The organism is Rhodoferax sp. RT5P35, assembly GCF_056521385.1.
Genome location: NZ_JBWMAX010000373.1, coordinates 1 through 1,022, shown reverse-complemented (window position 1 = coordinate 1,022; position 1,022 = coordinate 1). Strand labels below are relative to the sequence as shown.

1 protein-coding gene is annotated in these 1,022 nt (G+C 56.7%); it reads left to right on the top strand.

Annotated features, from left to right (window positions below):
• A partial coding sequence (locus AC097L_RS26430) for a Gfo/Idh/MocA family oxidoreductase (RefSeq protein ID WP_479589652.1) occupies positions 1-473 on the top strand: 473 nt, incomplete at its 5' end.
• Between the last annotated feature and the right edge of the window lie 549 nt (positions 474-1,022).

The following is a 1,022-nucleotide window of genomic DNA, read 5'->3' as shown; positions in this document are numbered from 1 at the left end:
TGATGGGCTACCCGCAACCCACCTGGGTGATGGGCAGCACCTACAACCCCACCGCCAGCGACCTGGCCCAGAAGGCCGGCAAGACCTTTGACGTGGAAGACCTGGCTGCCGGGTTCATCCGCTTTTCCAACGGTGCCACGCTGGCGCTAGAGGCCTCCTGGGCCGCCAACATCCAGGAAGCCGAGCTGATGGAAACCCGGCTGCTGGGCACCAAGGCCGGGCTGCTGCAAAAGAACCTGGGTGGCGGCTACACCTTCGACGCGCACGTCTACACCGAAGTCAACGGCGCGCCGGTGGACATGCTCTTGTGCCCGCCCACGGTAGATGCCAAGTCGGCCATGTTCGATTACGCCGAGGCCATTCTCACCGGCACCCCGCACCCGGCGGGCGGCGACGAGGGCCTGGTGGTGATGCAGATCCTGGACGCGCTGTACGAGAGTGCGCGCACGGGGGAGCCGGTGCAGATCGGGTAATTGATCCGTTTGATTGTTGAACATCGTATGTCCATAGTTGTGGTTCAAGCAAACCCGTAGAATCGAGCAAGTAATGACTTGGCAGTAATGCTGTTTACCGTTGCCTTAGTGCAAGACCTTGCAAGCGGCCTGGCGTTTTCTCTCTTTGTGTTGGTTGAAATCTCTTTCATCTGTAACTTGGAGTTCAAAATGAAAACTAACCTGTTCACCGTCTTTCTAACCGTGAAGTCCGAGTGCGCGTCACTAATGGGGGTTAAAGCGCCGGGCCGATGTGTAAGGAATAACTGAGAGCGGATAGATAGTTGTCGAGAGATGACGGCCTCCACCAATATCAAACCCACTGAGAGTCAGCACTCAGTGGGTGTTTCATTTTGAAAGCCAAAGTTGGTTTTCACCTAAATGTTGTCGGACATAGATCATGTCTTTTGGTATGTCGCTCTGATAGATCCAGCAAACCCCCGCCCACACCCCCGTCACCATTCAGGACTACCATCCGCCCTCAACCCGCTAAATACCCCACAGGAACCCACCCATGACCACCGCCCACCG